The sequence below is a fragment of the Streptomyces sp. NPDC008150 genome (genome assembly GCF_042956945.1).
Taxonomy (GTDB): domain Bacteria; phylum Actinomycetota; class Actinomycetes; order Streptomycetales; family Streptomycetaceae; genus Streptomyces.
Map to the genome: position 1 here is coordinate 135,560 of NZ_JBIBHJ010000007.1, position 21,953 is coordinate 157,512.

The window sequence follows — 21,953 nt, forward strand, 5'->3', positions numbered from 1 at the left end:
GGGTTGTCGCGTGGGGTGCCTGTGGACAACGGGTTTCCCGCGCCGCCCGCCGTGCGCTTCCGTACCGCGCGGCCCACCGCCCTCCCGGCCGTGCCGCCCGCGCGCTATGGTCGGCGCACAAGGGACGTTACTGATCAGTAAGGGGAATCGGCCATGCAGCTCGGGATCAACCTCGGCTACTGGGGTGCCGGAATGGACGGGGACAACCTGGCCGTCGCCCAGGAGGCCGACCGGCTCGGATACGCCGTGTGCTGGGCGGCCGAGGCCTACGGCTCGGACGCGGCCACCGTCCTCACCTGGGTCGCCGCCCAGACCGAGCGCATCGACGTCGGCTCGGCCATCTTCCAGATCCCGGCCCGCCAGCCCGCGATGACGGCGATGACCGCGGCCACCCTCGACTCCCTGTCCGGCGGCCGCTTCCGCCTCGGCCTCGGCGTCTCGGGCCCGCAGGTCTCCGAGGGCTGGTACGGCGTCAAGTTCGACAAGCCGCTGGCCCGTACGCGCGAGTACGTCGAGATCGTGCGCCGCGCGATGTCCCGCGAGCGGCTCTCCTTCGAGGGCGAGCACTGGACGCTGCCGCTGCCCGGCGGCCCCGGCAAGCCGATCAAGCTCACCGTGCACCCGGAGCGCGAGCACATCCCGCTCTACATCGCGGCCATCGGACCGAAGAACCTGGAGCAGACCGGCGAGATCGCCGACGGCGCGCTGCTGATCTTCCCGTCCGCGGACCACCTGGAGGACACCGCGATCCGTCACCTGCGGGCCGGCCGGGAGAAGGCCGGCAAGACCCTCGACGGGTTCGACGTGTGCCCGACGCTGCCGCTCGCCGTCGGCGAGGACAAGGACGTCGCCACGCTCGCCGACGCCTTCCGCCCGTACACCGCGCTCTACGTGGGCGGCATGGGCAGCCGCAAGCAGAACTTCTACAACCAGCTCGCGGGCCGCATGGGCTACGAGGCTGCCGCCGCCGAGATCCAGGACAAGTACCTGTCCGGCGACAAGCAGGGCGCCGCGGCCGCCGTGCCGCACGACCTGATCGACCAGACCACGCTGCTCGGTTCCGTGGACCGCATCGCCGACCGGATGAAGGCCTACGCGGCGGCCGGCGTCACCACCCTGACGCTGGCCCCCGCGGGCTTCTCGCTGGACGACCGGCTGGCCTCGCTCCGGGCGGGCGTCGAAGCCATGGAGCGGGCCGGCCTGGCCTGAGCCGAGGACACCGGGGCACGGGGCACCGGCGGGTCCCGGCGGGGAGGTCCGCGGCCGTGGTGGGGGCTCGGGGGTCTTCCCCGCCACGGCCGTCGTGGGGAACAACGCGCGCGCACCCCGCGCGGTTACGCCTTCCGGCGCGCCGGAACGTCCCCCTTCTGGCGCAGTCGTCCGGCACCCGTGTTGCAGCGTCCGGGATGCGGCATTTGACTCCTCCTTGCGGGCCCCACGGCCCGGCGGCCCACGCCGCGGGCCCCGCGCGGGGTGCCCCGGAGCCTCGCAGGGAGGTCACACATGCTGTCTGCCAAGAGCCTTTTCACGGAGATCCTCGACGACGACGAGTCGTTCCGGCTGTTCTGCTCGATCGCGGCCGGCGGCGAGTCCCAGGGCGGCTGGGAGAACGGGCGCATCGCCGCGCTCGTCCCGGAGGGCGAACGCGCGCTCGCGCCGAAGATCGCCCGGCACGGCGCCGACGAGGACAAGCACGGGCGGATCTTCAACGCCCTCCTGCGCAAGCGCGGCCTGCAACCCGTCGAGGTCCCCGCCGAGACCGACTACACGATGCTGCTGGAGCGCAACGGCATCGGCCTCCCGCACGACAGGCTCCGCCGCGACGAGCCGCTGACCGTGCCGGACATCGTCACCTACCTCGCCCACAGCCGGGTCACCGAACAGCGCGCGTCGGAGCAGATGGACATGCTGCGCAAGTGCTTCGGCGACCATCCGGACCTCGGCCGCGCGGTGCGGATGATCTCGAACGACGAGGACAACCACCTCGCCTACTGCCACGAGGAACTGCTGCGCTTCGCGGCCGCCGGCCACGGCCGCACCATCCAGCGCACCCTGCGGGAGTGCGCGCACGCCGAGATCCGCGTCTACCGGGACGTCAGCCTCGCCGTGATGGCCCACATGGGCCGCCTGCTCGGCTGGTCCCGCGCCAGGGCGGCGCTGCTCGCGGCCGGCATCCACGCCGTGTACGCGTACGAGCGCGCGGGCGGCTGGCGGCGCATGGTCTCCCTGGCGCAGCCGGAGCGGCGCGACGCCCTGGGCGGCCCGGCGACCGCCGCCCCCGAGTTCGCCTGACCCCCGGCCGCCGCCGGCCCGGCTCCCGGCCCCCGGCCGTCGCGCCGGGCCGGTGCCGCTACAGCCAGCCGCGCCGCTTGAACGTCCGGTACAGCAGGAACTCCAGGATGCCCATCACCGCGATCACCGCCGGGTAGGACCACACCCAGTGCAGCTCGGGCATGTGCTCGAAGTTCATGCCGTAGATGCCCGCGATCATCGTCGGGACCGCCGCCATGGCCGCCCACGCGGAGATCTTGCGCATGTCGTCGTTCTGCCGGACGCTCATCTGCGCCAGATGCGCGCTCAGGATGTCCGACACCAGCCGGTCCAGGCCCTCCACCGACTCGTTCACCCGGGTCAGGTGGTCGCTGACGTCCCGGAAGAAGGGACGCGCGCCGTCCGCGACGAACGGCACCGCCGCACCCGAGAGCCCGTTGCCCGCCAGCCGGTCCAGCGGCATCACCAGCGGCCCGGTTGCCCGGCGGAACTCCAGGATCTGGCGCTTGAAGTTGTAGATCCGCGACGCGACGGGGCGCGAGTCGCCGCCGTCCGGGGAGAACACCACCGACTCCAGTTCCTCCAGGTCCGTCTGGAGTTCGGTCGCCACGTCCAGGTAGTGGTCGACCACCGCGTCGGCGATCCCGTAGAGCACCGAGGTGGGGCCCTTGCCGAGCATCTCCGGCTCGTTCTCCAGACGCTTCTGCACCCCGTGCAGGGAGGCGCTGTCGCCGTGCCGCACACTCACCACGAAGGAGTCCCCGACGAACAGCATCAGCTCGTGCGCCGTGACGTCGTCGCTCTCCGCGTCGTACTCGACCGGCTTGAGGACGACGAAGAGCGAGTCGTCGTACACCTCCAGCTTCGGCCGCTGATGGGCCTTGAGCGCGTCCTCCACGGCCAGCGGGTGCAGCCCGAACGCCGCGGTGACCCTCTCGAACTCCGCCGCGGTCGGCTCGTGCAGACCCACCCACACGAACGCGTCCCCGGCCTCGCGCGCCTGCTTCAGGGCGCCGTCCAGGTCGTGCGAGCTGTCGGTGCGGTGTCCCGCACGGTAGATGGAACAGTCCACGATCACGGAGCGCATTCTCCCTTCGTCCGCCCGCCGGTGCACCCGGACGTGCGCCTACCCTGGGCGGCATGCCCACGTTGATCCTCGTCCGGCACGGACGGTCCACCGCCAACACAGCGGGTCTCCTCGCCGGCTGGACGCCCGGCGTCGCCCTCGACGAACGCGGCACCGAGCAGGCCGCGACCCTGCCGGGCCGGCTCGCCGCCCTGCCGATCTCCGAAGTCGTCCTCAGCCCCCTGCAGCGCTGCCAGGAGACCGTGCAGCCGCTGCTCGACGCCCGCCCCGGCCTGTCGGCCCACACCGACGAGCGGATCGGCGAGTGCCACTACGGCGACTGGTCGGGCCGCAAGCTCGCCGAACTGAGCGACGAACCGCTGATGCAGGTGGTGCAGTCGCACCCCTCCGCGGCGGCGTTCCCCGGCGGGGAGTCCATGCGGGCCATGCAGCACCGCGCCGCGGAGGCGGTGCGCGAGTGGAACGCGCGCGTGGAGCGCGACCACGGCGCCGACGCCGTCTACCTCATGTGCTCGCACGGCGACATCATCAAGTCGCTCGTGGCGGACGCACTCGGACTTCATCTCGACCTCTTCCAGCGGATTTCCGTAGAACCGTGTTCCATCACGGCGATCCGTTACACCCGTCTGCGCCCGTTTCTCGTCCGGCTCGGGGACACCGGCGACTTCGCGTCCCTCGCGCCGCACGAGGAACCCGCCACGGGCGACGCCCCGGTCGGTGGCGGTGCGGGCGCACCGTGATCGTCGTCCGCAGTAGGGTGAAGCGGTCGCACCAGGCCCGGCCGTCGGACTCCCGTCCGACCTCCGCCGACCGGGCCGGGCGCCGCACCCGCCAGTAGCCGGCGCTACCCTCCCCGGTCGCCGGTCCCGATGCCGTTTCACGACTCCCATGGAGACAGGACGTGTCCCGTCAGGTGTTCCTCTACGATCCGCCGGACCGTTTCGTCGCCGGCACGGTCGGGCTGCCCGGACGCCGGACGTTCTTCCTCCAGGCCACCTCCGGCCCCCGGGTGACCAGCGTCGCCCTGGAGAAGACGCAGGTCGCTGCGCTCGCCGAGCGCATGGAAGAGCTTCTGGACGAGGTGGTGCGCCGCAGCGGCGGCAGCACGCCCGTACCGGCCGTCGCCCCCACCGAGAGCCCCGACACGGGGCCCCTGGACACTCCCGTCGAGGAGGAGTTCCGGGTCGGCACGATGGCGCTGGCCTGGGACGGCGACGAGCAGCGCATGATCGTCGAGGCGCAGGCCCTGGTCGAGCTCGACGCGGAGTCCGACGAGGACCTCGCCGAGGCCGAGGAGCGGCTGCTCCAGGACGAGGAGAACGGCCCGCCCATGCTGCGGGTCCGCCTCACCGGGGCCCAGGCCCGCGCCTTCACCAAGCGCGCCCTCGACGTCGTCAACGCCGGCCGCCCGCCGTGCCCCCTGTGCAGCCTCCCGCTCGACCCGGAAGGACACGTATGTCCGCGCCAGAACGGATACCGGCGCGACGCGTGACGCCGGCCGAACTGCTCACCGAGGGCGAACTGACCGTCCGCGGCCGCATCCGTGACGCGTCCAACGCGGCCCTGTTCTGCGCGGTGACCCGCGACGGACAGGAAGTGTCCTGCGTGTACAAGCCGGTCGCCGGCGAACGGCCCCTCTGGGACTTCCCCGACGGCACCCTCGCCCAGCGCGAGGTGGCCGCCTACGAGGTCTCCGAGGCGACCGGCTGGGGCCTCGTGCCGCCCACCGTGCTGCGCGACGGGCCCTACGGCGAGGGCATGTGCCAGCTCTGGATCGAGGCGTCCCCCGAGGCCGAACTCCTCGCCCTGCTCGACGCCGAGGAGCCCGGCCCCGGCTGGAAGGCCATCGGCTTCGCCGAGGTCGAGGAGGACCGCACGGCGCTGCTCGTGCACGCCGACGACGAACGGCTGCGCCGCCTGGCCGTGCTCGACGCGGTCATCAACAACGCCGACCGCAAGGGCGGCCACCTGCTGCCCACCGCGGAACAGCGGCTGTACGGCATCGACCACGGGGTCACCTTCAACGTCGAGAACAAGCTCCGCACGCTGCTGTGGGGCTGGGCGGGGGAGCCCCTCACCCCGGAGGCGGTCGAGGTGCTCCGGGGGCTGCGCGAGGCCCTCGGCGAGGGCGGTCCGCTGGCCGGGCGGCTGGCCCCGCTGATCACCGCCGCGGAGATCGACGCCACGCGCGCGCGGGTCGACGCGCTCCTGGAGTCCGGCAGGCACCCCGAACCCGGCGGGGAGTGGCCGGCGATCCCCTGGCCGCCGGTGTGAGAAATCCCGCGCCGGCCCGGCGGTTCGCGATGCACGGGCCCGGCGCGGGGCCACCGGCCGGGCACCCGGTCGGCTCCGGCTCGTATACGTGACCTTCCTCCGGGTTAGGCTCATGACATGCATGCCTGGCCCGCTTCCGAGGTCCCCGCCCTGCCTGGTCAGGGCCGCGACCTGAGGATCCACGACACCGCGACCGCCGGTCTCGTCACCCTCGACCCCGGTCCTGTCGCCCGTATCTACGTCTGCGGCATCACCCCCTACGACGCCACCCACATGGGGCACGCGGCGACCTACAACGCGTTCGACCTCGTGCAGCGGGTGTGGCTCGACACCAAGCGGCAGGTTCACTACGTCCAGAACGTCACCGACGTCGACGACCCGCTGCTGGAGCGCGCCCAGCGCGACGGTGTCGACTGGACCGCCCTCGCCGAGCAGGAGACCGCCCTGTTCCGCGAGGACATGACCGCCCTGCGGATGCTGCCGCCGAAGAACTACATCGGCGCGGTCGAGGCGATACCCGGCATCGTCCCGCTCGTCGAGCGGCTGCGGGAAGCGGGGGCCGCCTACGAACTGGAGGGCGACATCTACTTCTCCGTCGAGGCCGACCCGCACTTCGGCACCGTCTCCCGCCTGGACGAGGCCGCCATGCGGCTGCTGTCCGCGGAGCGCGGCGGCGACCCGGAACGCCCCGGCAAGAAGAACCCCCTCGACCCGATGCTCTGGCTGGCGGCCAGGGACGGCGAGCCGAGCTGGGACGGCGGCTCGCTCGGCCGCGGCAGGCCCGGCTGGCACATCGAGTGCGTCGCCATCGCCCTGGACCACCTCGGCATGGGCTTCGACGTGCAGGGCGGCGGCTCCGACCTCGCCTTCCCGCACCACGAGATGGGCGCCTCCCACGCGCAGGTGCTGACCGGCGAGTTCCCCATGGCCAAGGCGTACGTGCACGCCGGCATGGTCGCCTACGACGGCGAGAAGATGTCGAAGTCCAAGGGCAACCTGGTCTTCGTCTCGCAGCTGCGCCGTGACGGCGTCGACCCCGCCGCGATCCGGCTCGCCCTGCTCGCGCACCACTACCGCGCCGACTGGGAGTGGACCGACGAGGTCCTCCAGGACGCCCTGACCCGCCTCGACCGGTGGCGCGCCGCCGTCTCCCGGCCCGACGGCCCGTCCGCCGAGGCGCTCGTGGACGAGATCCGCGCGGCCCTCTCCGACGACCTCGACGCCCCCGCCGCGCTCGCCGCCGTCGACCGCTGGGCCGCACGGCAGCAGGAGTCCGGTGGCGACGACATCGGCGCGCCCGGCCTGGTCTCGCGCGCCGTGGACGCCCTGCTGGGCGTGGCGCTCTAAAAGGCGCGGTCCGGCACGACGACGGCGAAGGGGCACCCCGTCCGGGGTGCCCCTTCGCCGTTCGCCGTGGCCGGTGCGGCCGACGGTCAGCCCCGCGCCGGCCCCGGCCCGTCCGCCGGGCCGTCGTCGTCCGTGCCGTCCCCGTCGGTGCCGTCCTTCGTGTCCTCGCCGCCGGGCGCGGTCCCGTCCGCGAGGCCGGGCGGCGTGTCGTCCGGCTTCTCGGGCTCGTCGGTGTCCGGCTTCCCGGTGTCCGCCCTGTCGTCGTCCGCCCTGCCGTCCGTGCCGGTCTCCGGCCGCGCGGGCCTCGGCGGCCGGGTCCGGCCCGGTGCCGCGGCCGGGCGGAACGCCCCCGTGTCGCTGCCGTCCGTCGCGTGCCCGCCGGGCTGCGGGTTGACGTCCCGCCGGCGCAGGTAGCGCTCGAACTCGCGGGCGATCGCGTCGCCGGACGCCTCGGGCAGGTCCGCGGTGTCCCGCGCCTCCTCCAGCGTCTGCACGTACTCCGCGACCTCGCTGTCCTCCGCCGCCAGTTGGTCCACGCCCACCTGCCACGCCCGCGCGTCCTCGGGCAGTTCGCCCAGCGGGATGCGCACGTCGATCAGGTCCTCCAGACGGTTGAGGAGGGCCAGCGTCGCCTTCGGGTTCGGCGGCTGCGACACGTAGTGCGGCACCGCGGCCCACAGCGAGACGGCCGGCACGCCCGCGTGCGTGCACGCCTCCTGGAGGATGCCGACGATGCCCGTGGGGCCCTCGTACTTGGTCTCCTCCAGGTCCATGCGGCGCGCGAGGTCCGGGTCGGAGGTGGTGCCGCTGATCGGGACCGGACGCGTGTGCGGGGTGTCGCCCAGCAGCGCGCCCAGGACGACCACCATCTCCACACCCAACTCGTGGGCGAAGCCCAGCAGTTCGTTGCAGAACGAGCGCCAGCGCATGGAGGGTTCGATGCCGCGGATCAGGACCAGGTCACGGGGTTTGTCACCGCCGACCCGGACCACGGACAACCGGGTCGTGGGCCAGGTGATCTTCCGGACGCCGCCGTCCAGCCACACCGTCGGCCGGTTCACCTGGAAGTCGTAGTAGTCCTCGGCGTCCAGCGCCGCGAACACCTTGCCCTGCCACTCCTTGTCCAGGTGCGCGACCGCGGTGGAGGCGGCGTCGCCGGCGTCGTTCCAGCCCTCGAACGCGGCCACCATGACCGGGTCGATCAGCTCGGGCACCCCCTCGAGCTCGATCACCCAGTGCCTCCTTCCGACGTGCCCTCGCGTACGTCCCAACCTTACGGCGTGCGGCGGGGGCCTCCGCAGCCCCCTTGCCCGGGGGAGTGAACGGATCACTGCCCCGATAACTCCCGCGGAACACCCCTTCGCCGCCCCGCGGACCGCACGGTTCCGAATCGCCGCGCGCCGCCCGCCGCCCGCCCCGAACACGGCGAGGCCGGCTCCGCCGCGGGGACGGAACCGGCCTCGCCGCCCGGCCCCCGACGGGCGAGGGGGACCGCGGCGCGCCTACTTCTTGTCGAGCAACTCCTGCACCCGCGCCCGGATCTCGTCCGTGGCCAGGCCGCGGATCGTCAGCGTCGTACGGCGGCGCAGCACGTCGTCTTGCGTCTCGGCCCACTCCTGGTCGCGGGCGTAGACGACCTGCGCCCAGATCTCCGGGGCCTGCGGGTGGATGCGCTCGCTCAGCTCCGGGTGCTCGTTGGCGAGGCGCACGATGTCGAACGCGAGCGAACCGTAGTGGGTCGCCAGGTGCTTCGCGGTGTCGGCCGCCATGCCGCTGCCCTGTTCCGGACGGTCGATCAGCAGCCGGTGGGCGACCGCCTGCGGGCTCGCGATGCCCGGCAGCGGCAGCCGCGGCAGCTCGTTGACCGGCTCGATGTCCTCGCCGAGCGGGTGGCCGGGCAGCGTCTCCAGCTTCTTCATGACGGTGCGTCCGATGTGCCGGAACGTCGTCCACTTGCCGCCGGCCACCGACAGCATGCCGCCCTTCCCCTCGGTCACCACCGTCTCGCGCTTGGCCTTCGACGTGTCGCCGGGGCCGCCCGGCAGCACGCGCAGACCGGCGAACGAGTAGGTGATCAGGTCCCGGTCGAGCTGCTGGTCGCGCACCGAGAACGCGGCCTCGTCGAGGATCTGCGCGATGTCCTTCTCGTTGACCGCGACGTCCGCCGGGTCGCCCTCGTACTCCTCGTCCGTCGTGCCCAGCAGCAGCATGTCCTCCCACGGGAGGGCGAAGGTGATCCGGTACTTGTCGATCGGCGTCGCGAGCGCCGCCTTCCACGGCGACGTCCTCCTCAGCACGAGGTGCGCGCCCTTCGACAGCCGGATCGACGGCGAGGCGCCCGCGTCCTCCATGCGCCGCAGGTGGTCGACCCACGGACCCGTCGCGTTGAGCACGAGCCGGGCGTTGACCCCGAACTCCTCGCCGCTCAGCGCGTCCTTGAGGTCGGCGCCGGTCACCCGGCCCTGCGTGAACCGCAGTCCGGTGACCTCGGCGTGGTTGAGCACGACGGTGCCCGCCTCGACGGCGGCACGCACCGTCATCAGCGCCATGCGCGCGTCGTTCATCTGGTCGTCGCCGTACACGGCCACGGCCTTGAGGTTCTCCGTACGCAGCTCGGGCACGTCCTGCTGGGCCCGCGCGGGCGACAGCAGGTGGCCGACGCCGTCGCCGAACGCGGACAGCGCCGAGTACGCGAACACGCCCGCGCCCAGCTTCGCCGCGCCGTGCGGGCCGCCCTTGTACACGGGCAGGTAGAAGGTGAGCGGGTTCGCCAGGTGCGGCGCGACCTGCCGGGACACGGCACGCCGCTCGAAGTGGTTCTCCGCGACCAGCTTCACCGCGCCGGTCTGCAGGTAGCGCAGACCGCCGTGGAGCAGCTTCGAGGAGGCGGACGAGGTGGCGCCGGCGAAGTCGCCGGCGTCGACCAGGGCCACCCGCAGGCCGGACTGCGCGGCGTGCCAGGCGGTCGAGATGCCCAGGATGCCGCCGCCGATCACGAGAAGGTCGTACGACGCCTTGGAGAGCTGCTCCCTGGTCTCGGCCCGGCTCGGGTTGGAGCCGGACGCCGGGTGCGAACCGAGGGCAGGCACGGACTGCAGGGTGGGCTGACTGGTCATTACGGGTTCTTACTCCTCATTGTCGAGCCAGCCCGTGGACCGCTCGACTGCCTTGAGCCAGTTCTTGTACTCACGGTCGCGGGTCTCCGCGTCCATGCGGGGCGTCCACTCGGCGGCCCGCCGCCAGTTGCGGCGCAGCTCGTCGGTGTTCGACCAGAAGCCGACGGCGAGACCGGCGGCGTAGGCGGCGCCGAGACAGGTGGTCTCGGCGACCATCGGGCGCACCACGGGTGCGTCCAGGACGTCCGCGATCGTCTGCATCAGCAGGTTGTTGGAGGTCATGCCGCCGTCGACCTTGAGGGCGGTGAGTTCGACACCGGAGTCCTTGGTCATGGCGTCGGCGACCTCGCGGGTCTGCCAGGCCGTCGCCTCCAGCACGGCGCGCGCGAGGTGCGCCTTGGTGACGTACCGGGTCAGGCCGGTGATCACACCGCGGGCGTCGGAACGCCAGTGCGGGGCGAACAGGCCGGAGAAGGCCGGTACGAAGTACGCGCCGCCGTTGTCCTCGACGCTCAGGGCGAGCGTCTCGATCTCCGCCGCGGTGCTGATCAGGCCCATCTGGTCGCGCATCCACTGCACCAGCGAGCCGGTGACGGCGATCGACCCCTCCAGGGCGTAGACCACCTTCTCGTCGCCAATCTGGTAGCCGACCGTGGTCAGCAGACCGGAGTACGAGTTGATGATCTTGTCGCCGGTGTTCATCACCATGAAGGTGCCGGTGCCGTAGGTGGACTTGGTGTCGCCCTCGGTGAAGCAGGTCTGGCCGAACAGGGCCGCCTGCTGGTCTCCGAGCGCCGAGGCCACCGGGATGCCGCCGAGCAGGTCGCCCAGCTTGCCCCCGGTGATCTCGCCGTACACCTCGGCGGAGGAGCGGATCTCGGGGAGCATCTGCTGGGGCACCCCGATCGAGGCGCAGATGCGGTCGTCCCACTGCATGGTGCGGAGGTTCATCAGCAGCGTGCGGGAGGCGTTGGTGACGTCGGTGACGTGCCGTCCGCCGTTCGCGCCGCCGGTCAGGTTCCAGATGACCCAGCTGTCCATCGTGCCGAAGAGGATGTCGCCCGCCTCGGCGCGCTCCTTCAGCCCCTCGACGTTGTCGAGCAGCCAACGGGCCTTGGGCCCGGCGAAGTACGAGGCGAGCGGCAGGCCCGTGTCGCGGCGGAAGCGGTCCTGGCCGACGTTGCGGCCGAGTTCGCGGCAGAGGGCGTCGGTGCGGGTGTCCTGCCAGACGATGGCGTTGTGGACGGGCTCACCGGTGTTCTTGTCCCACAGCAGGGTCGTCTCGCGCTGGTTGGTGATGCCGATGGCCTTGATGTCGTCCTTGGTGATGCCGGCCTTCTGGATCGCGCCGGCGACGACGTCCTGGACGTTGGTCCAGATCTCCTTCGCGTCGTGCTCGACCCAGCCCGGCTTCGGGAGGATCTGCTCGTGCTCCTTCTGGTCGACGGCGACGATGCGGCCGTCGCGGTCGAAGACGATGCAGCGCGAGGAGGTGGTGCCCTGGTCGATCGCCGCGATGAAGGGCCCGGTGGTGTGCGCGTCGCTCACTGTGTGCTCCTGGGGGTTCCGTGGGTGAGGGGCTGCCGTACGGCGGGGTGCCGGGCGGGCCGGCACCGGGTGCTCAGGCGAAGGCGAGGTTGTAGATACCCGCGCCGATCGCCGCGCCGGCCAGGGGGCCGATCACCGGGATCCAGGCGTAGCTCCAGTCGGAGCCACCCTTGTTGGGCAGCGGCAGGAGGGCGTGCACGATGCGGGGGCCGAGGTCACGGGCCGGGTTGATGGCGTATCCGGTCGGACCACCGAGGGACAGACCGATCGCCACCACGACGAACGCCGTGATCAGGCCGCCGAGGGCGCCGAGCCCGTCGCCCGCCTGGTTGAGGCCCTGGGTCATCACCGCGAGGATCAGGACGAGGGTGCCGATGATCTCCGTGAGGAGGTTCGCCACGATGTTGCGGATCTCCGGACCGGTGGAGAACACGCCGAGCACGGGGCCCGCGCCCTTCTCCTCCGCCTCGACGGACTTGTCGGGGGCCGGGCGGCCGGGTTCGCCGACGATCTCGCGGTCGGTGAGGTGGGCCTGGAACTGGCTGTAGTACGCCGCCCAGACGAGCACGGCGCCGATCATCGCGCCGAGGATCTGACCGCCCCAGTAGATGGGCAGGTCGCTCCAGTTGCCGTCCTTGATGGTGAGGGCCAGCGTCACCGCCGGGTTGAGGTGGGCGCCCGAGAGCGGGGTGGAGATGTAGACCGCCGTCATGACGGCGAAACCCCAGCCGAGCGCGATGGCCACCCAGCCCGCGTTGCGGGCCTTGGAGGCCTTCAGGGTGACGGCGGCGCACACGCCACCGCCGAGCAAGATCAGTACGGCGGTACCTATGGTCTCGCCGATAAAGATGTCGGAGCTGGACACCCGCGACTCCTTTGTCCTTCGTCCAGGGGAAGACGATTCCCGGGGATCTGCTCCGGGGATCGATCGCTCCCCGCGAGGGGAGCGGTACCGGCCCTTGGCGTTGTCCCACCTTAACGCGTGTTTCCGAAAAGCGTTCGACAATGCCGACCGATGGACGGGAGTCTCACTCCGGCGTCCCCCGTGAGTCAAGGGATCTCCCGAACCCACTTGTCGAAAGTGCGACTCCTGTCGACTGCTCCTGTGCTCCTGCCCCGCCGCGATCGCTTGACCGCTCGCGACGGCACGGGCGCCCCGCGGGGCGGGCAGGCCTGACCGACTCAGACTATTTGTCTGATATGACCCGATAAGCGTACGCCCGGGGCCCGCACGGTGTCTGCCGCGGGAGCGGCGGACGGGGTGGCCGGGGGGGGGTGTCGCACGGACCGTCGTGCGGGCGCCACCGCTACCGCGCGGGGCATGCCGAGGGCCCGGAACGGCTCGTGCCGTGCCGGGTTCGTCCCCGCGCGCGGGGCGGGGGCCGTCAGTGGTGCGCGCCGTGCCGGGGGGCCGGGGTCAGAACCGGCCGCCGCCCAGGTCCCGCGACACCGCCCGTCCGCAGTCGCGCACCGCGGCGATCAGTTCGGGGCGCAACTCCCCGTCCCGGCAGACCCGTTCGACGGCGCCGGTGATGCCGACGGCGCCCACCGGCATGCGCCGACCGTCGTGCACCGGGGCCGCGACGGAGGCGATGCCCTCCCAGGTCTCCTCCACGTCGGCCGCGTAGCCGCGGGCCCGCGTCATGTCCAGGACGTGCTCGAAGCCCTCCGGCTCGCACACCGTCCGCTCGGTGAAGGAGCGGCGCTCGTTCTCCATCGCCTCGCTGTGCGCCACCGGGTCGTACGCCGAGAGCACCTTGCCGAGCGCCGTCGAGTGCAGCGGCTGCATGGCCCCGATCTCCAGGACCTGGCGGCTGTCGTCGGGCCGGAAGACGTGGTGCACGATCAGCACGCCCCGCTGGTGCAGGACCCCCAGGTAGACGCTCTCGCCGCTGGAACGCGCCAGGTCGTCCGTCCACACCAGGGCGCGGGCCCGCAGCTCGTGCACGTCGAGGTACGTCGTGCCCAGGCGCAGCAGTTCCGCGCCGAGCTGGTAGCGGCCCGAGGCGCTGTCCTGCTCGACGAAGCCCTCCACCTGGAGCGTGCGCAGGATGCCGTGCGCGGTGCCCTTGGCGAGCCCGAGCGAGGAGGCGATGTCCGACAGGCCGAGCCGTCGTTCGCCGCCCGCGAGCAGCCGCAGCATCGCCGCGGCCCGTTCGAGCGACTGGATGTTCCGTGCCATCGCCGTCCCGCCTCCGTCCCGTCGACCGCGCACGGGCGGGCACGATGCCCGCCGTTCGGCATTGTCGAACATTATCGTTCACCGGCGACCCGCGGCCAGCGCTCGCCGCGGGTGCCTCCGCACGGGATTCTCCCGGACGCCGGGACCCGGGAGACCCGTCCGACCTGTGGACCTTGCGGCCACATCGCGCACCGACCCGGTTACGCTGGCCCGGTGCGTCCCGCCGGGGAACCCGCCACGGGCCCCCGGAACGGGCGTGAAGCCGACAGCCGTCGCACTCCAGGGAGCCCCTTCATGGCCGCGTTGCCGCCGACCCCTTCCGCCGACAGCCGGACCCGCGTGTCCGAACTCCGCAAGGCACTGGCCACCCGGGTGGTGGTCGCCGACGGAGCCATGGGCACCATGCTGCAGGAACAGGAACCCTCCCTGGAGGACTTCCAGAACCTCGAGGGCTGCAACGAGGTCCTCAACGTCACCCGCCCCGACATCGTCCGTTCGGTCCACGAGGCGTACTTCGGCGTCGGTGTCGACTGCGTGGAGACCAACACCTTCGGCGCCAACCACGCCGCGATGGCCGAGTACGACATCGCCGACCGCGTGCACGAGCTGTCCGAGTCCGGCGCCCGCATCGCCCGCGAGGTCGCCGACGAGTTCACCGCCGGGGACGGCAGGCAGCGCTGGGTGCTCGGCTCCATCGGCCCCGGCACCAAGCTCCCCACCCTCGGCCACATCGGCTACCCGGTCGTCCGCGACGGCTTCCAAGCCAACGCCGAGGGGCTGCTCGCGGGCGGCGCGGACGCCCTGATCGTGGAGACCACGCAGGACCTGCTCCAGACCAAGGCCGCCGTGCTCGGCGCCCGGCGCGCGATGGAGGCCACGGGCACCGAGGTGCCGCTGCTGTGCTCGCTGGCCTTCGAGACCACCGGCACGATGCTGCTCGGCTCCGAGATCGGCGCGGCCCTGACCGCACTGGAGCCGCTCGGTATCGACATGATCGGCCTCAACTGCTCCACCGGCCCCGCCGAGATGAGCGAGCACCTGCGCTTCCTGGCCCGCCACTCCCGCATCCCGCTGCTGTGCATGCCCAACGCCGGCCTGCCCGTCCTCACCAAGGACGGCGCGCACTTCCCGCTCGACCCCGAGGGCCTCGCCGACGCGCAGGAGACCTTCGTCGGCGACTACGGCCTCTCCCTCGTCGGCGGCTGCTGCGGCACCACCCCCGAGCACCTGCGCCAGGTCGTCGAGCGCGTCCGCGGCAAGGAGCCCGTCGGGCGCAGCCCGCAGCCCGAGGCGGGTGCCGCCTCGCTGTACCAGGCGGTGCCGTTCCGGCAGGACACCTCCTACCTCGCCATCGGCGAGCGCACCAACGCCAACGGCTCGAAGAAGTTCCGCGAGGCCATGCTGGAGGGCCGCTGGGACGACTGCGTGGAGATGGCCCGCGACCAGATCCGTGAGGGCGCCCACCTGCTGGACCTCTGCGTCGACTACGTGGGCCGCGACGGCGTGGCCGACATGGCCGAACTCGCCGGCCGCTTCGCGACCGCCTCCACCCTGCCGATCGTGCTCGACTCCACCGAGGTCGACGTGCTGCGGGCCGGCCTGGAGAAGCTCGGCGGCCGCGCCGTCCTCAACTCGGTCAACTACGAGGACGGCGACGGGCCCGAGTCCCGGTTCGCAAAGGTCACCTCCCTCGCCCGCGAGCACGGCGCCGCGCTGATCGCCCTCACCATCGACGAGGAGGGGCAGGCCCGCACGCCGGAGAAGAAGGTGGAGATCGCCGAACGGCTGATCGCCGACCTGACCGGCAACTGGGGCGTGCACGAGTCGGACATCCTCATCGACACCCTCACGTTCACGATCTGCACCGGCCAGGAGGAGTCCCGCAAGGACGGCGTCGCGACGATCGAGGCGATCCGCGAACTGAAGCGACGCCACCCGGACGTGCAGACCACGCTCGGCCTGTCGAACATCTCCTTCGGCCTGAACCCGGCCGCCCGCGTCCTGCTCAACTCCGTGTTCCTGGACGAGTGCGTCAAGGCCGGCCTCGACTCCGCGATCGTGCACGCCTCGAAGATCCTGCCGATCGCCCGCTTCGACGAGGAACAGGTCACCACCGCGCTCGACCTCGTCTACGACCGCCGCCGCGAGGGCTACGACCCGCTGCAGAAGCTGATGGCCCTCTTCGAAGGGGCGACCACCAAGTCCCTGAAGGCGGGCAGGGCCGAGGAGTTGGCCGCACTCCCGCTGGAGGAACGCCTCAAGCGCCGCATCATCGACGGCGAGCGCAACGGCCTGGAGGCCGACCTCGACGAGGCGTTGCGGGACCGCCCCGCCCTCGACATCGTCAACGCGACGCTGCTGGACGGCATGAAGACGGTCGGCGAGCTGTTCGGCTCGGGCCAGATGCAACTCCCGTTCGTGCTCCAGTCCGCCGAGGTCATGAAGATCGCGGTGGCGTACCTGGAACCGCACATGGAGAAGTCGGACGCCGAGGGCAAGGGCACCATCGTGCTCGCCACGGTGCGCGGCGACGTCCACGACATCGGCAAGAACCTCGTCGACATCATCCTGTCGAACAACGGCTACAACGTCGTCAACCTCGGTATCAAGCAGCCTGTTTCGGCGATCCTCGACGCCGCCGGAGAACACCGCGCGGACGTGATCGGCATGTCCGGCCTGCTGGTGAAGTCCACGGTGATCATGAAGGAGAACCTCCAGGAGCTCAACCAGCGCGGCATGGCGGCCGACTTCCCCGTCATCCTCGGCGGCGCCGCCCTGACCCGTGCCTACGTGGAACAGGACCTGCACGAGATCTACGAGGGCGAAGTCCGTTACGCACGCGACGCGTTCGAGGGCCTGCGGCTGATGGACGCCCTGATCGGCGTCAAGCGCGGAGTGCCCGGCGCGAAGCTCCCCGAGTTGAAGCAGCGCCGGGTCCGCCCGGTCGCCTCCGCCGTGGTGGAGGAACGGGTCGAGGAGGGCAACGTCCGCTCCGACGTCGCCGTCGACAACCCGGTCCCCACACCGCCATTCTGGGGCACCCGCGTCGTCAAGGGCATCCAGCTCAAGGAGTACGCCTCCTGGCTCGACGAGGGCGCCCTCTTCAAGGGCCAGTGGGGACTGAAGGAGGCCCGCGCCGGCGGACCCTCCTACGAGGAACTGGTGGAGAACGAGGGCCGGCCGCGGCTGCGCGGACTGCTCGACCGGCTCCAGAGCGGCAACCTCCTCGAAGCGGCCGTCGTCTACGGCTACTTCCCGTGCGTCTCCAAGGACGACGACCTGATCGTCCTCGACGAGAGCGGCAACGAGCGCACCCGCTTCACCTTCCCCCGCCAGCGCCGCGGCCGACGCCTGTGCCTGGCGGACTTCTTCCGCCCCGAGGAATCGGGCGAGACGGACGTCGTCGGCTTCCAGGTCGTCACCGTCGGCTCCCGCATCGGCGAGGAGACCGCCCGCCTGTTCGCCTCCGACTCCTACCGCGACTACCTCGAACTGCACGGCCTGTCCGTCCAGTTGGCCGAGGCACTCGCCGAGTACTGGCACGCACGCGTGCGTTCGGAACTCGGCTACGCGGGCGAGGACCCGGACGCGGTCGAGGACATGTTCGCCCTCAAGTACCGGGGCGCCCGCTTCTCCCTCGGCTACGGCGCCTGCCCCGACCTGGAGGACCGCGCGAAGATCGCCGACATGCTCAAGCCGGAACGCATCGGGGTGCACCTCTCCGAGGAGTTCCAGCTCCACCCCGAGCAGTCCACCGACGCCATCGTGATCCACCACCCCGAGGCGAAGTACTTCAACGCACGCTGAACACCGGGCGCCGCCCGCCGCACCGCCCCGACCCCGGGGTTCACCCGGGGTCCGGGAATTCCACCGGGCGCTTCACCGGGGCACCACGTACACTGGTCGGTCCACCGCAGGCCGGTTCCCGTCACGGGAACCGGCCTGATCGTCCCTCAAGGAGGTGCGCCCGGATGACCAGTACGGTCCCCGCGCCAGTGACCCGAACAGCCGAAGGCTCCGCCCTTCAGGCAGTGCTCCTCGACATGGACGGCACCCTGGTGGACACCGAGGGCTTCTGGTGGGACGTCGAGGTCGAGGTGTTCCGCGCCCTCGGCCACCGCCTCGACGAGTCCTGGCGGCACGTCGTGGTCGGCGGCCCCATGACCCGCAGCGCCGGCTTCCTCATCGAGGCCACCGGCGCCGCCATCGGCTTCGCCGAACTCGCGGTCCTGCTCAACGAGGGCTTCGAGGCCCGCATCGGCCAGGCCCTGCCGCTGATGCCCGGCGCCGCCCGGCTGCTCTCCGAACTGTCCGCGCAGGGGGTCCCCACCGCACTGGTCTCCGCCTCGCACCGGCGGATCATCGACCGCGTCCTGAACGTCCTCGGCCCGCACCACTTCCGGCTCTCCGTGGCCGGCGACGAGGTGCCCCGCACCAAGCCGCACCCCGACCCGTACCTGATCGCCGCCGCCGGACTCGGCGTGGACCCGGCCAGGTGCGCCGTCGTCGAGGACACCGCGACCGGCGTCGCGGCGGCCGAGGCCGCCGGCTGCCACGTCGTCGTCGTGCCCTCGGTGGCCCCCGTCGCACCGGCCGCCCGCCGCACGGTGGTCGCCTCCCTCGAACACGTCGACCTGGCCTTCCTGCGCGGCCTCGTGGGATGACCGCGCCGGGCCGCCGAAAAAGAACCCGGCCGCCCCGAAGCCGCGGCCGCCTACTGCGCGCCCGGACGCACCAGCCCGCTCTCGTACGCGTACACCGCCGCCTGCACCCGGTCGCGCAGCCCCAGCTTGGTCAGCACGTGCCCCACGTGGGTCTTGACCGTCGTCTCGCTGACGAACAGGTCGGCGGCGATCTCGGCGTTCGACAGCCCGCGCGCCACCAGCTTCAGCACCTCGATCTCGCGGTCCGTGAGCGTGTGCAGGGTGTCCGGCACCGGCTCCTCGCCCGACGGGAGATGCGTGGCGTACTTGTCGAGCAGCCGCCGCGTGATGCTCGGCGCGAGCATCGCCTCACCGGCCGCCACGACCCGGATCGCCTGCACCAGCTCCGTCGCCGGCGCGTCCTTCAGCAGGAACCCGCTGGCACCCGCCCGCAACGCCTCCACCACGTACTCGTCGAGGTCGAACGTGGTCAGCACCAGCACCTTCGCCGGACCGTCCCGCCCGGGGCCGGTGATCTGGCGGGTCGCCTCCACACCGTCCATGCGCGGCATCCGGATGTCCATCAGGACCACGTCGGGCTGCAACGCGCGCACCTGGTCGAGCGCCTGGAGCCCGTCGCCCGCCTCCCCGACGACCGCGATGTCCTGCTCGGCCTCCAGAATCATCCGGAACCCGGTACGCAGCAAGGGCTGGTCGTCAACCAGCAGGACACGGATCGCCACGACAAGTCTCCTTCGTTCAGGGCGCTTCTGACGGGACTTCCGCAGCGACGCGGGCACCCTGGTCCGCGCTCATTCTGCCCTGCTCCGCCACCTCCGACGCGGGCACCCCGAGCGGGAGCGGATACGGCGGGGGAGTACCCCCGAACTCCGGACAGTGCGCCTGGTGGTCGCACCAGCCGCACAGCTTCGTCGGCCGGGGCCGCCAGTCCCCGGTCTCCGTCGCCGACCGGATCGCGTCCCACAACGCGTGCAGCTTGCGCTCGACACGCTCCAGGTCGGCGGGCACCGGGTCGTACGTCAGCACGTCGCCGCTGCCGAGATACACGAGCTGGAGCCGGCGCGGCACGACCTTCTTCAGCCGCCACACCACCAGCGCGTAGAACTTCATCTGGAACAGCGCGCCCTCGGAGTACTGCGGCCTGGGCGCCTTGCCCGTCTTGTAGTCGACGATGCGGACCTCGCCCGTGGGCGCCACGTCGACCCGGTCGATGATGCCGCGCAGCCGCAGCCCCGACGCCAGCTCCGTCTCCACGAACAGCTCCCGCTCGGCCGGCTCCAGCCGCGTCGGGTCCTCCAGCGTGAACCAGCGCTCCACGAGCCGCTCCGCCTCGCCCAGCCACGTCGCCAGGCGCTCGCCGTCCGGATCGTCCGCGAACAGCTCCCCGACCTCCGGCCTGCTCTCGCGCAGCCGCTCCCACTGACCCGGCACCAGCGCCGTCGCCCGCGGCGCGGTCCGCTCCGCGGCCGGCGCGTCGAACAGCCGCTCAAGCACCGCGTGCACCAGCGTGCCCCGGGTCGCCGCCTCGCTCGGCCTCTCCGGCAGCCGGTCGATCACCCGGAACCGGTACAGCAGCGGGCACTGCATGAAGTCACCCGCGCGCGACGGGGACAACGACGTCGGCGGTCTGGGCGCGTGCTGCTCCGCCGGCACCGCCGGCGCGGGCACCACGGCGGCCTCCGCCACGGCGTCGCCGCGCACCTCGGTGACGTCACTGACGTCGTCGGGCCTTGTCTCCATGCCCCCAGACCTTACGGGCCCCCACCGACATCGCGCCGACACGTGCCCGCCGCCCCGCGTCGCACCCCGGGACACCGGCGGCACGACGCGGCGAACACGAGGGGTGCCGGGGCGGAACACGCCACGACCGCCGCATACCATCGACCCCAGACCCTTCCGCCCGGCAGGCGCGGAGACGTTGCGAACGAGGGGACACCGTGGACGAGAGCGGCGGGAGCGGACAGCCGCGGTCCGACAGGGACGACGCGGCCGACCACCACGCGGACCCGACGGCCCCGGCCGGCGCACCGGCACCCCACGACGACTCCGCCCACCCCGCGGACACCGGCACCCCGGACCGCACGGCGCCGGGCGAACCCGCGCACGCACCCCCCGCCGCCGGCCCCGGCCCCACGGCACCCACCGACCCCGCCGCCGAGGACCACGCGCCCCCCGCGGACACCACCCGCCCCGCCCCGCCCCAGCACCGCACCCCGGCCCACGCCGGCGAGCACCGCTCGGGCAGCGGCGAACACCGCACCCACGCCGACGCCGGCATCACCGGCGGCCCGCCGCCCCCCAAGCCGAAGGAGTCCGGCGGCGGCCTCCTCGTCGGCCGCCCGTTCGGCGTCCCCGTCTACGTGGCACCGAGCTGGTTCCTCGTCGCCGCGCTCATCACCTGGGTCTTCGGCGGACAGCTCGACCGCGTCCTGCCCGAACTCGGCGCCCTGCGCTACCTCGTCGCCCTGTTCTTCGCGGTCGCCTTCTACGCCTCCGTCCTCGTCCACGAACTCGCCCACACGGTCGCCGCCCTGCGCTTCAAACTGCCGGTCCGGCGGATCCAGCTCCAGTTCTTCGGAGGCGTCTCCGAGATCGAGAAGGAGGCGGAGACCCCCGGCCGCGAGTTCTGGCTCGCCTTCGTCGGCCCCCTGCTCTCCCTGGCCCTCGGCGGCGTCTTCTACCTCGCGATGCTCCCCGTCGAACCCGGCACCGTCCCCGGCGTCCTGCTCGCCGGCCTGATGATCTCCAACCTCATCGTCGCCGCGTTCAACCTGCTGCCCGGCCTCCCCCTCGACGGCGGCCGCATGCTCCGCGCCGTCGTCTGGAAGATCACCGGACGCCCGATGAGCGGCACCGTCGCCGCCGTCTGGGTCGGCCGCGCCCTCGCCGTCGCCGTACTGGTCGGCATGCTCACCCAGACCGCCACCCTCAGCTCCGGCGACCAGCCCCTCGGCGGCGTCGGCACCGTCACCGACGCCCTGCTCGCCGCCATCCTCGCCGCGATCATCTGGACCGGCGCCGGCAACAGCCTCCGCATGGCCCGGCTGCGCGAACACCTGCCCGAACTCCAGGCCCGCACCCTCACCCGCAGGGCCGTGCCCGTGGAGACCCGCACCCCGCTCTCCGAGGCCCTGCGCCGCGCCAACGCCGCCGGAGCCCGCGCCCTCGTCGTCGTCGACGCCGACGGCCACCCCCTCTCCCTCGTCCGGGAGGCCGCCATCGTCGGCGTCCCCGAACACCGGCGCCCCTGGGTCGCCGTCAGCGGCCTCGCACAGGACCTCACCGACGGCATGCGCGTCTCCGCCGAACTCGCCGGGGAGGAACTCCTCGACGTCCTGCGCGCCACCCCCGCCTCCGAATACCTCGTCGTGGAGGAGACCGGCGAGATCTACGGCGTCCTGTCCGCCGCCGACGTGGAACGCGCCTTCGTCAAGGCCATGGCCCGCCCCAGCTGACCCCCGCAC

General features: G+C 72.3%; 17 protein-coding genes. 9 read left to right on the top strand and 8 right to left on the bottom strand.

Annotated elements, in window-relative coordinates; genetic code table 11:
• The first annotated feature begins 153 nt into the window (after positions 1–153).
• Positions 154–1,209, top strand: coding sequence for an LLM class F420-dependent oxidoreductase (locus tag ACFZA0_RS19075; RefSeq protein WP_391017952.1), 1,056 nt, complete (start codon positions 154–156; stop codon positions 1,207–1,209).
• A 294-nt stretch (positions 1,210–1,503) separates the two neighbouring features.
• Positions 1,504–2,292 (top strand): ferritin-like domain-containing protein, encoded by a 789-nt coding sequence (locus tag ACFZA0_RS19080; protein WP_391017955.1) that lies wholly within the window; start codon positions 1,504–1,506, stop codon positions 2,290–2,292.
• A gap of 58 nt (positions 2,293–2,350) precedes the next feature.
• Here the strand turns inward: ACFZA0_RS19080 and corA are convergent, their stop codons facing one another.
• Positions 2,351–3,349, bottom strand: coding sequence for a magnesium/cobalt transporter CorA (gene corA / locus ACFZA0_RS19085; protein ID WP_391017958.1), 999 nt, complete (start codon positions 3,347–3,349; stop codon positions 2,351–2,353).
• A 62-nt stretch (positions 3,350–3,411) separates the two neighbouring features.
• On the opposite strand from corA, the gene ACFZA0_RS19090 reads away from it, so the two are divergent.
• The 4 genes from ACFZA0_RS19090 to mshC all read left to right on the top strand — a co-directional run bounded on the left by ACFZA0_RS19090 (position 3,412) and on the right by mshC (position 6,979).
• Entirely contained in the window at positions 3,412–4,098 is a 687-nt protein-coding gene (locus ACFZA0_RS19090) for an MSMEG_4193 family putative phosphomutase (RefSeq protein WP_391017961.1), read from the top strand.
• Between the two features lie 161 nt (positions 4,099–4,259).
• Positions 4,260–4,850: a DUF3090 family protein gene (locus ACFZA0_RS19095; RefSeq protein WP_391017964.1), complete on the top strand. Its 591-nt coding sequence runs from the start codon at positions 4,260–4,262 to the stop codon at positions 4,848–4,850.
• Positions 4,814–5,632 carry an SCO1664 family protein gene (locus ACFZA0_RS19100; RefSeq protein WP_391017967.1) on the top strand — a complete coding sequence of 273 codons (819 nt, stop codon included), beginning with the start codon at positions 4,814–4,816 and terminating at the stop codon, positions 5,630–5,632. Before ACFZA0_RS19095 ends, ACFZA0_RS19100 begins: the two co-directional genes overlap by 37 nt.
• Positions 5,633–5,749: 117 nt before the next feature.
• Entirely contained in the window at positions 5,750–6,979 is a 1,230-nt protein-coding gene (mshC, locus tag ACFZA0_RS19105) for a cysteine--1-D-myo-inosityl 2-amino-2-deoxy-alpha-D-glucopyranoside ligase (RefSeq protein ID WP_391017970.1), read from the top strand.
• A gap of 86 nt (positions 6,980–7,065) precedes the next feature.
• Here mshC and ACFZA0_RS19110 read toward each other — a convergent pair whose 3' ends face one another.
• The 5 genes from ACFZA0_RS19110 to ACFZA0_RS19130 all read right to left on the bottom strand — a co-directional run bounded on the left by ACFZA0_RS19110 (position 7,066) and on the right by ACFZA0_RS19130 (position 13,825).
• Positions 7,066–8,211, bottom strand: coding sequence for a PAC2 family protein (locus tag ACFZA0_RS19110; RefSeq protein WP_391017973.1), 1,146 nt, complete (start codon positions 8,209–8,211; stop codon positions 7,066–7,068).
• 270 nt (positions 8,212–8,481) lie between these two features.
• A complete protein-coding gene (locus tag ACFZA0_RS19115; protein WP_391017976.1) occupies positions 8,482–10,095 on the bottom strand; it encodes an FAD-dependent oxidoreductase in 1,614 nt (537 codons plus the stop codon).
• A 9-nt stretch (positions 10,096–10,104) separates the two neighbouring features.
• Positions 10,105–11,643: a glycerol kinase GlpK gene (gene glpK, locus ACFZA0_RS19120; RefSeq protein WP_391017979.1), complete on the bottom strand. Its 1,539-nt coding sequence runs from the start codon at positions 11,641–11,643 to the stop codon at positions 10,105–10,107.
• A 73-nt stretch (positions 11,644–11,716) separates the two neighbouring features.
• Positions 11,717–12,508, bottom strand: a complete 792-nt coding sequence (locus ACFZA0_RS19125; protein ID WP_391017982.1) for an aquaporin — start codon at positions 12,506–12,508, stop codon at positions 11,717–11,719.
• Positions 12,509–13,060: 552 nt separating this feature from the next.
• Complete coding sequence (locus ACFZA0_RS19130) at positions 13,061–13,825, bottom strand: IclR family transcriptional regulator C-terminal domain-containing protein (protein WP_391017985.1); 765 nt, start codon at positions 13,823–13,825, stop codon at positions 13,061–13,063.
• A 294-nt stretch (positions 13,826–14,119) separates the two neighbouring features.
• On the opposite strand from ACFZA0_RS19130, the gene metH reads away from it, so the two are divergent.
• Complete coding sequence (gene metH, locus ACFZA0_RS19135; protein ID WP_391017988.1) at positions 14,120–17,632, top strand: methionine synthase; 3,513 nt, start codon at positions 14,120–14,122, stop codon at positions 17,630–17,632.
• Positions 17,633–17,796: 164 nt separating this feature from the next.
• Positions 17,797–18,489, top strand: a complete 693-nt coding sequence (locus tag ACFZA0_RS19140) for an HAD-IA family hydrolase (protein ID WP_391017991.1) — start codon at positions 17,797–17,799, stop codon at positions 18,487–18,489.
• Between the two features lie 50 nt (positions 18,490–18,539).
• Here ACFZA0_RS19140 and ACFZA0_RS19145 read toward each other — a convergent pair whose 3' ends face one another.
• Complete coding sequence (locus tag ACFZA0_RS19145; protein WP_391017993.1) at positions 18,540–19,211, bottom strand: response regulator; 672 nt, start codon at positions 19,209–19,211, stop codon at positions 18,540–18,542.
• A gap of 16 nt (positions 19,212–19,227) precedes the next feature.
• A complete protein-coding gene (locus tag ACFZA0_RS19150) occupies positions 19,228–20,229 on the bottom strand; it encodes a PD-(D/E)XK nuclease family protein (RefSeq protein ID WP_391017996.1) in 1,002 nt (333 codons plus the stop codon).
• Between the two features lie 197 nt (positions 20,230–20,426).
• Between ACFZA0_RS19150 and ACFZA0_RS19155 the strand changes: the two genes are divergently transcribed.
• On the top strand, positions 20,427–21,944 hold the full coding sequence (locus ACFZA0_RS19155) for a site-2 protease family protein (RefSeq protein WP_391017998.1): 1,518 nt from the start codon (positions 20,427–20,429) through the stop codon (positions 21,942–21,944).
• The last annotated feature ends 9 nt before the right edge of the window (positions 21,945–21,953 follow it).

Coding starts and splice junctions, on each gene's coding strand:
- ACFZA0_RS19075 (WP_391017952.1), top strand. CDS start 154: ATGCAGCTCGGGATCAACCTCGGCTACTGGGGTGCCGGAATGGACGGG.
- ACFZA0_RS19080 (WP_391017955.1), top strand. CDS start 1,504: ATGCTGTCTGCCAAGAGCCTTTTCACGGAGATCCTCGACGACGACGAG.
- ACFZA0_RS19090 (WP_391017961.1), top strand. CDS start 3,412: ATGCCCACGTTGATCCTCGTCCGGCACGGACGGTCCACCGCCAACACA.
- ACFZA0_RS19100 (WP_391017967.1), top strand. CDS start 4,814: ATGTCCGCGCCAGAACGGATACCGGCGCGACGCGTGACGCCGGCCGAA.
- mshC (WP_391017970.1), top strand. CDS start 5,750: ATGCATGCCTGGCCCGCTTCCGAGGTCCCCGCCCTGCCTGGTCAGGGC.
- ACFZA0_RS19115 (WP_391017976.1), bottom strand. CDS start 10,095: ATGACCAGTCAGCCCACCCTGCAGTCCGTGCCTGCCCTCGGTTCGCAC.
- ACFZA0_RS19130 (WP_391017985.1), bottom strand. CDS start 13,825: ATGGCACGGAACATCCAGTCGCTCGAACGGGCCGCGGCGATGCTGCGG.
- metH (WP_391017988.1), top strand. CDS start 14,120: ATGGCCGCGTTGCCGCCGACCCCTTCCGCCGACAGCCGGACCCGCGTG.
- ACFZA0_RS19140 (WP_391017991.1), top strand. CDS start 17,797: ATGACCAGTACGGTCCCCGCGCCAGTGACCCGAACAGCCGAAGGCTCC.
- ACFZA0_RS19150 (WP_391017996.1), bottom strand. CDS start 20,229: ATGGAGACAAGGCCCGACGACGTCAGTGACGTCACCGAGGTGCGCGGC.